Genomic DNA, 6,638 nt, shown 5'->3' on the forward strand with positions numbered 1-6,638 from the left:
GTTCTCCGGGCTGCCGCGGGCCGCCCCAGGGCCCACGTGGTCACGCATCTTGCAAATGGTGCCGGCCGCGGCAATCCCGCGAGAGAGGCCAGTGTCTGGCAGGCAAAAGGGCGTCCGTCCCAGACGACACCCCACCTGCCCTCCAGGGCGAGGCGGGCGGCGCGGCGGCGACGTCCCAGGCTCCCGAAGGCGCCTGGCCCCCCCCGCGCCGCGGCTCACCTCACAGCGTCGCGCTCTCGCGCTTCACCAGGGCGTGGTAGGCCTGACGGCTCCGGTGGAGGAGCATGCGAGGCGTTCCAATCAGGGAGAGCGCCTTGCCGGTGCACGCCGCCAGGTAGCCTACCTGGTGGACGTAGTCGCGCAGGTCCTTGGCCGGCAGCAGCTGCGCGGCCTCGCTCTTGTTGTCGAAGTCGACGATGAGGTGCACGCGGTGGACCTGTGATGCGTTGCGCACGGAGTGCCGATAGCTCGTATCGAGAAACCAGATGTCTCCCTCCGCGAGGTGGCACTCGACTCCGTCGACCCTGAAGATGACCTCCTCGTTCGTGATGAGGGGGAAGTGGAACCGCAGCATGCCCGTGAGCACGGCGCCGTTGATGTCACGGTGCTCCTTGACCCATCCTCCGGGCCCGAGCCTGGCGAGCGCGACCCGCCGGATGTTCGTGCCCAGCGTCCTCGCGAGCGCCCAGAGCCGGCAGTCGGGGCCATAGCTCGGCAGCTTCGGCTTCCCGTTGTTCTCCAGGACGATGGCCGACCAGCTCTCCCCGTTTCCGCCCGCGACCCACTCCTTCCACTCCTTTTCGAGCGCCGCGACCTCGTCGAGATAATCCCGAGGGTCGAAAGCACCGGCCCGTACGCGGTACGCACCGCGATTCCTGCGAAGGGCGTTCATTGTCATTGACCTCCTGACCTCGCACGGCTCCTGCGCCGTCGTCCGGAGGATGGGCAGCGCTCCATTCCTTGTCGAGTCGCCGCGCCGCCGAGCATCTCTGCCTTCCAGACAACACCCTGGTTGAGCGCCGACGCGAGCTCCGAGAGCGGCGGCCCCATCTGTTGGCCCTGGCCACCTTCTCCCCGCCCTCTCGGGCGATGGGAAGGAAACAGGCGGGCCTTAGCTTGAGGTCAGACGAGGGTCTCTCAACGTCCATGTCTTCCCCATTGCTCAAGCGCACAGTTGACGACGTCGTTCCGGCCGGGGTGCTTGTCCAGCATCGCACCCGCGCGGTAGCGGCCCTTCAGAAGGTGCAGGCATGAACACGATTTCGGCAAGAAGGCTCGAGGCGTCGGACCTCCTCCTGCGGTACCAGTGGCTGAACGACCCCTCTGTCCACGGGCAGATGATGGTGTCCCCTCCGATAGGGCTCTCGGAGACGCAGCAGTGGTTCAACAGGACGCTCCTCAACGAGAGCCGCCGGGACTTCGCCTTCACCCTCGACGGAGCAGTCCCCGAGGAAGTCGTCGCCATGGGAGGCCTGACCGAAATCCACCCGAGGCATCGCCGCGCGGAGCTCTACATCTTCGTCCGGCCCGGACTGACGGGAAAGGGCATCGGCTCGCGGGCCATGGTCTGGATGTGTGAGTACGGGTTCTCCGAGCTCGACCTGCACCGCATCTACCTGTACACGACGGACCGCAACGACGCGGCACGCCGGTTCTACGCGCGCCTGGGCTTCCAGGACGAGGGCACGCTCCGAAGCCACGCGTTCCACCAGGGCCGGTTCATCGATAGGCACGTGCAGGGTGTGCTGCGCAGCGAGTGGCGCAAGCCGCGCGAAGAGCGCCAGGTCCCGGGCTGAGGAGCGCTCCCGATGCGATTCGACACACCTCGCGTCTCCCTTCCTCTGAGGCCCACGTCATGGGCAACGTCCTCCTGACCTGCGTCGGCCGCCGCAACTACCTCGTCCGCTTCTTCCAGGAGGCCCTGGACGGACAGGGACACGTGTACGCCGCGGATGCCTCGCAAGACGCGGCGGGCATGCAGGAGGCGGAGCGCGCCTTCCTGCTGCCTCCCATCTCGCATCCCCGGTACATCTCCCATCTGCACACCCTCTGCGCGCGCAACGAAGTCCGGCTGCTCATCTCACTGAACGACCTCGAGCTCGAGCTGCTCTCCCATCACCGCGGCGAGTTCGAGGCGCGGGGCGTGACGGTGGTGGTCTCGCCAACCGAGGTCATCCGCACCTGCTTCGACAAGCTGGAGACCGCGCACCGGCTCACCGAGCTGGGCGTGAAGACGCCGCGGACCTACACCTCGCTGGCAGCCGCGGAGGCGGCGCTCTTCTCCGGAGAGATGTCGTTCCCCGTGGTGGTGAAGCCCCGCTGGGGCAGTGGCTCCATCGGCACCTGCTTTCCCCGCGACATCGAGGAGCTCCGCCTCTCCTTCCCGCTCACACACCGGCTGGTGCGGCGCAGCATCCTGGCGGGGGCGAGCACGTCGGACCAGGAGAACGCCGTCCTCGTCCAGCAGCTCGTCTCCGGACCGGAGATAGGAATGGACATCGTCAACGACTTGCACGGCACGTTCGCCGCGGTCCTCCCGCGCCTCAAGCTGTCCATGCGGGCGGGAGAGACGGACAAGGCGGTGACTCACGAGGACGCGCGTCTCGTCGAGCTGGGCAGGACGCTCAGCCAGGGGCTCCGGCACGTCGGCGGGATGGACTGCGACATCATCGACGCGAGCGACGGCCTGTACGTGCTGGACCTCAACCCGCGCTTCGGGGGCGGCTACCCCTTCTCGCATGCCGCCGGCGCGAACCTCCCCGCCGCGCTGCTCGCATGGGCGCGCGGCCAGCAGCCCCGTCCGGAGTGGCTCCAGCAGCACCCCGGGGTGATGTCCGCCAAGTACGACACGGTGGCCGTCGCCCGCCACACGCCGGTGCCCGTCATCGCGATGGAGGAGTAGCTCAGTGCGGTCCGGCGTCCGCGGCCATGGGCGCCAGCATCCGCACCACCACCGAGCGGCAGCCCGTGCACACCACCCCTGCGCGCTCCCAGTGCACCTGCTCCTCCAGCTCGCGCGCGTCCTCGGGTCCTTCCGCCAGCCTGCGGACGAGCGCCTCGAGGTCCTCTTCCGGGCCGCTGACTCCCGAGGTGTCGAGGACGTCCTGCTCGCCCTCGAGGACGAGCTTGAAGCGGTAGTACACCTCGCGAGCGGCGATGGCCCGCCCGCATGCGGCACAGCGCTTGTCCCGTGGCCCCGTCATGCGCATGACGCCTCCGCGGGCCTCGCTCCGGCCTCGCGCGGTGGATGATGCCGCCAACGGGGCGTGGGGCGTTAGGGGCTACTGTTCGCCTTCGTCCTGAAGGGCCCCGGCGGCGACGGTGGGCCTGCGCAGCACGCGCACCATCCGCCCCACCGAGGGCACCCCGGCGTCATTCACGATGAAGAGCTGGTGGAAGCCCGGAGGTGCCCGGCTGTTGAAGGACGGCGCGGTGACGGTGAGGCTCCCGGTGCCCCGGGTGAACTTCAGGGTATTGAGCCGCTGGTTCATGTCGAACGTGTGCGTCACGGAGTTGAGCGCGATGAGCGTCACCTTGGTGATGCGCGCCGAGTCCGGCGTGGAGACGGTGAAGGTCGTCCCGGGCATCACCGTGTCCGGCGCCGAGGAAATCGACGGGCGCGCGCCCTTGAAGAGGTAGGGCGGCGAGAAGACCTCCGCGGTGTGGTTGTTGCGGCCGCCCGCGCTGAGCACGCGTCCGTCCGGCAACAGCACCGCGGTGGAGTGGTAGCCCCGGTAGAGGGTGTTGCTCGCGAGCCGCCTCCAGGTGTTGGCGGCGGGGTCATACAGCTCGGCGGGGAAGACGGGAGCGCTCGCGTTGTCGAAGCCGCTGCCCGAGCTGCCGCCCGTGACGAGCACCGTGCCGTCGGGGAGCAGCGTGGCGTTGTGCTGGCGCCGGCGGATGGACATGGAGGACACGTAGCGCCACGTGGGAGCGTCCAGGTTGAGGTCGATGACCTCGGCGGTGTTGGTGGGCGGGTCTCCGCCTCCGATGATGTACACCTTGGCGTCGACGTACACGGCGGGCCCGTAGCTGCGGGTGCCGTAGTTGCTGGAGGGCCCCGTGCTCCAGGTGCCCGTGCCCGCCGTGCTCAGCCAGCGGCTGCCCCGGGACGGCCCGGCGAAGAAGAGCCGGCCACTGGGGGCGAGGAACATCTTCGGGTAGAGCGGCAGCGTGAGCCGCGCCGTGGTCATGTTCTTCCAGGTCCGTGTGGCCGCGAGGTAGCGCTGGGGCAGCGTGTTGATGTCGCCGCTGCCGTTCATCTCGCCGGAGAGCACCAGCACGTCGCCGTTGGAGAGCGTGGTGTTGGTGGGGTACCAGCGCCCGGCGTTCATGTCCGGCAGGCGGGTCCACGAGGTGGTGAAGGCGTCATAGAGGCTCGCGTCGTTGAGCCCCACGTCGCTCACCACGTGGCCTCCGGTGAAGAGGAGCTTGCCGTCCGCGAGGTAGGAGTGGCCGGCGCAGAAGATGTTGTAGCCGGGGTGCGGCAGCGAGGTGACGGCGTTGGTGATGGGGTCCCAGCGGCGCGGCGGGAGGTTCCCCTCGTCGAACTCGCCGATGAACATCACCCGGCCGTCGGGTTGCAGGCTCGTGTGGGTGGCGGAGATGGGCCAGGTCATGACGCTGGACCACTGCCCCACGTCCGCCGGTGTCTGGGCCTGGACGGGGAGCGCCGTCAGCGTGACGCCGAGAAGCCAGACCGCGAGCCACCGTGGATGGGGGAAGACGGGTCTCCACGACATGGCGGCCTCCTTGCGGATGGGAGGGCAGAACCTAGATGGCCGGGCGGATGCACCAATGGGCCGCGAGTCCGTGGAAGCGTGGGCTGTGAGATGCGGACCGCCACTGGAGGGCAACTGACAGCGCACCGGTGCACGGGTAGGCGGAGGCTCCACTGTCCGAGCCGAGGAGACCTTCATGAGGCACTGGCGTCAGCTCTTGGTGGTGCTCGCGCTGCTGTCCGGCTGCTCGTCGCACCACGGCGGCAAGCCTCCGGTTCCTCCGCCTCCGGATGGGGATGGGCCGTGGACCCTGTGCGGGCGCACCGCGGCTGGGGCGGGGCCCGCGCCGGTCGAGACGGATACGGGGGGGCTGGAGATGGTGGGCACGGAGCGGACCCTCTTCTTCATCGCGGAGCCACGGGGGCTGTGGACGAGCGAGGGAACCCCAGCAACGGGAACCCACCGGGTGAAGGAGTTCCCACCCGGACCGGGTGGTCAGGGGCCATCGGAAGTGACGCGCGTGGGAGACCGCGTGTTCTTCGCCGCCGAGGACCCGGAGGCCGGGAGGGAGCTCTGGGTGAGCGACGGCACGGAGGGTGGCACGCGAAGGGTGAAGGACCTCTGGCCCGGACCGACGGGCTCCGAGCCCCAATCGCTGGCCGAGTACAACGGACAGCTCTACTTCGCCGCGAGCGACCCGGAGCACGGCCGCGAGCTGTGGCGCAGTGACGGGACACCTGAAGGGACGATGCTCGTCCAGGACCTCGACCCGGGCACCGAGGGCACCTCACCGGATGGACTGACACCCGGAGGCGATGGCGCGCTCTATTTCCTCGCGCACTTCCAGGGGATGCTCACGAAGCTGATGCGCAGTGAGGGAGGGGCCGCAGCCGTCGAGCTGGCGCAGGTTCCCGGTGAGGGCGGCATCCTGGAATCACTGACACCGGTGGGCAGACGTCTGTTCTTCGTCATGGGGCACCTGCACGACCCGATGAAGCACCTGATGGTGACGGAAGGAGGAGGCGCCCCCGTGCTCGTGAGCGAGCTCATGGAGGTGAGCGACCTGGAGGCGCTGGGAGAGAGCCTCTACTTCAGCGCCAACGCGGAAGGGGCGGAGCTGTGGCGCAGCGACGGCACGACGCCGGGGACGCAGCAGGTGAAGGGCGTCCACGTCCCGAGGAACCTCACCGCGATGGGAGCCCGCCTCTTCTTCACCGCGGATGATGGACCGCACGGGCGCGAGCTGTGGGTGAGTGACGGTACGGACGAGGGAACGCGCCTCTTCGCGGACCTCGTGCCGGGAGCCACCAGCGCATCTCCCGAGGAGCTGACGGCCATCCAGGGCAACCTGTTCTTCAGCGCGGAAGGTCCGGAGCGTGGCCGGGAGCCATGGGTGAGCAACGGCACGCCGGAGAGGACGGGCCCGCTCGACGAGCTGGCCCCTGGCGCGCAGGCCTCCGCGCCGAAAGGGTTCGTGCTCGCCGGCTGGGAGGTCTTCTTCACCGCCGCCAACGCCTCTGGCACCCGGAAGCTGTGGAACGTGCCGCTGCGGCCCCAGGGCAAGTGCGACGCAAGCTCGGGTTCGAGCGCGAGGTGAGTGCGGGGGCCTGAGTCGAACCGGAGCCCCCCAACGGCAGGCCCTTCCCGCCCACGTTCGCTTTGATCCGGGTCATCGCTGACCGAAGCGCGTGCGCGAACCTGTAGCACCGAGGCCTGGGACGCGAACCCGCAGGACCGTCCGTCACAGGCCGCCGCTCCCTCGGTGAACCCGTGCTACAGGTCCGTCGGGGCTGGCTTTTTTGCATGCCATTGCGCGATTCTCCGGGTGTAGCGCACGCGGTCCAGCAGGTCCTGAGGGGGACTTGTGGGCCACGGTGGTGACACCTCGGTACCGCGTCGCGCGAAGGCACTTCATCC

General features: G+C 69.1%; 6 protein-coding genes. 3 read left to right on the forward strand and 3 right to left on the reverse strand.

Translation table 11 applies throughout. From position 1 onward, the window contains the following. Window positions 1-220: 220 nt before the first annotated feature. Entirely contained in the window at window positions 221-892 is a 672-nt protein-coding gene (locus tag ACVTJA_RS35250; protein WP_465826291.1) for an aspartyl/asparaginyl beta-hydroxylase domain-containing protein, read from the reverse strand. Window positions 893-1,250: 358 nt separating this feature from the next. On the opposite strand from ACVTJA_RS35250, the gene ACVTJA_RS35255 reads away from it, so the two are divergent. Both ACVTJA_RS35255 and ACVTJA_RS35260 read left to right on the forward strand, forming a co-directional pair. Beyond that, entirely contained in the window at window positions 1,251-1,796 is a 546-nt protein-coding gene (locus tag ACVTJA_RS35255) for a GNAT family N-acetyltransferase (protein WP_465826293.1), read from the forward strand. A gap of 59 nt (window positions 1,797-1,855) precedes the next feature. After that, complete coding sequence (locus ACVTJA_RS35260) at window positions 1,856-2,902, forward strand: ATP-grasp domain-containing protein (RefSeq protein WP_465826294.1); 1,047 nt, start codon at window positions 1,856-1,858, stop codon at window positions 2,900-2,902. Window position 2,903: 1 nt separating this feature from the next. Here the strand turns inward: ACVTJA_RS35260 and ACVTJA_RS35265 are convergent, their stop codons facing one another. Further along, window positions 2,904-3,203: a hypothetical protein gene (locus ACVTJA_RS35265; protein ID WP_465826296.1), complete on the reverse strand. Its 300-nt coding sequence runs from the start codon at window positions 3,201-3,203 to the stop codon at window positions 2,904-2,906. A gap of 78 nt (window positions 3,204-3,281) precedes the next feature. Further along, window positions 3,282-4,742 (reverse strand): galactose oxidase-like domain-containing protein, encoded by a 1,461-nt coding sequence (locus tag ACVTJA_RS35270; RefSeq protein WP_465826298.1) that lies wholly within the window; start codon window positions 4,740-4,742, stop codon window positions 3,282-3,284. 175 nt (window positions 4,743-4,917) lie between these two features. On the opposite strand from ACVTJA_RS35270, the gene ACVTJA_RS35275 reads away from it, so the two are divergent. Beyond that, window positions 4,918-6,318: an ELWxxDGT repeat protein gene (locus tag ACVTJA_RS35275; protein WP_465826300.1), complete on the forward strand. Its 1,401-nt coding sequence runs from the start codon at window positions 4,918-4,920 to the stop codon at window positions 6,316-6,318. The last annotated feature ends 320 nt before the right edge of the window (window positions 6,319-6,638 follow it).

The organism is Pyxidicoccus sp. M6, assembly GCF_055568925.1.

Bases quoted from the DNA above. Each gene is read 5' to 3' on its own strand.
- ACVTJA_RS35250 (WP_465826291.1), bottom strand. From the start codon at position 892: ATGAACGCCCTTCGCAGGAATCGCGGTGCGTACCGCGTACGGGCCGGT.
- ACVTJA_RS35255 (WP_465826293.1), top strand. From the start codon at position 1,251: ATGAACACGATTTCGGCAAGAAGGCTCGAGGCGTCGGACCTCCTCCTG.
- ACVTJA_RS35260 (WP_465826294.1), top strand. From the start codon at position 1,856: ATGGGCAACGTCCTCCTGACCTGCGTCGGCCGCCGCAACTACCTCGTC.
- ACVTJA_RS35265 (WP_465826296.1), bottom strand. From the start codon at position 3,203: ATGACGGGGCCACGGGACAAGCGCTGTGCCGCATGCGGGCGGGCCATC.
- ACVTJA_RS35270 (WP_465826298.1), bottom strand. From the start codon at position 4,742: ATGTCGTGGAGACCCGTCTTCCCCCATCCACGGTGGCTCGCGGTCTGG.
- ACVTJA_RS35275 (WP_465826300.1), top strand. From the start codon at position 4,918: ATGAGGCACTGGCGTCAGCTCTTGGTGGTGCTCGCGCTGCTGTCCGGC.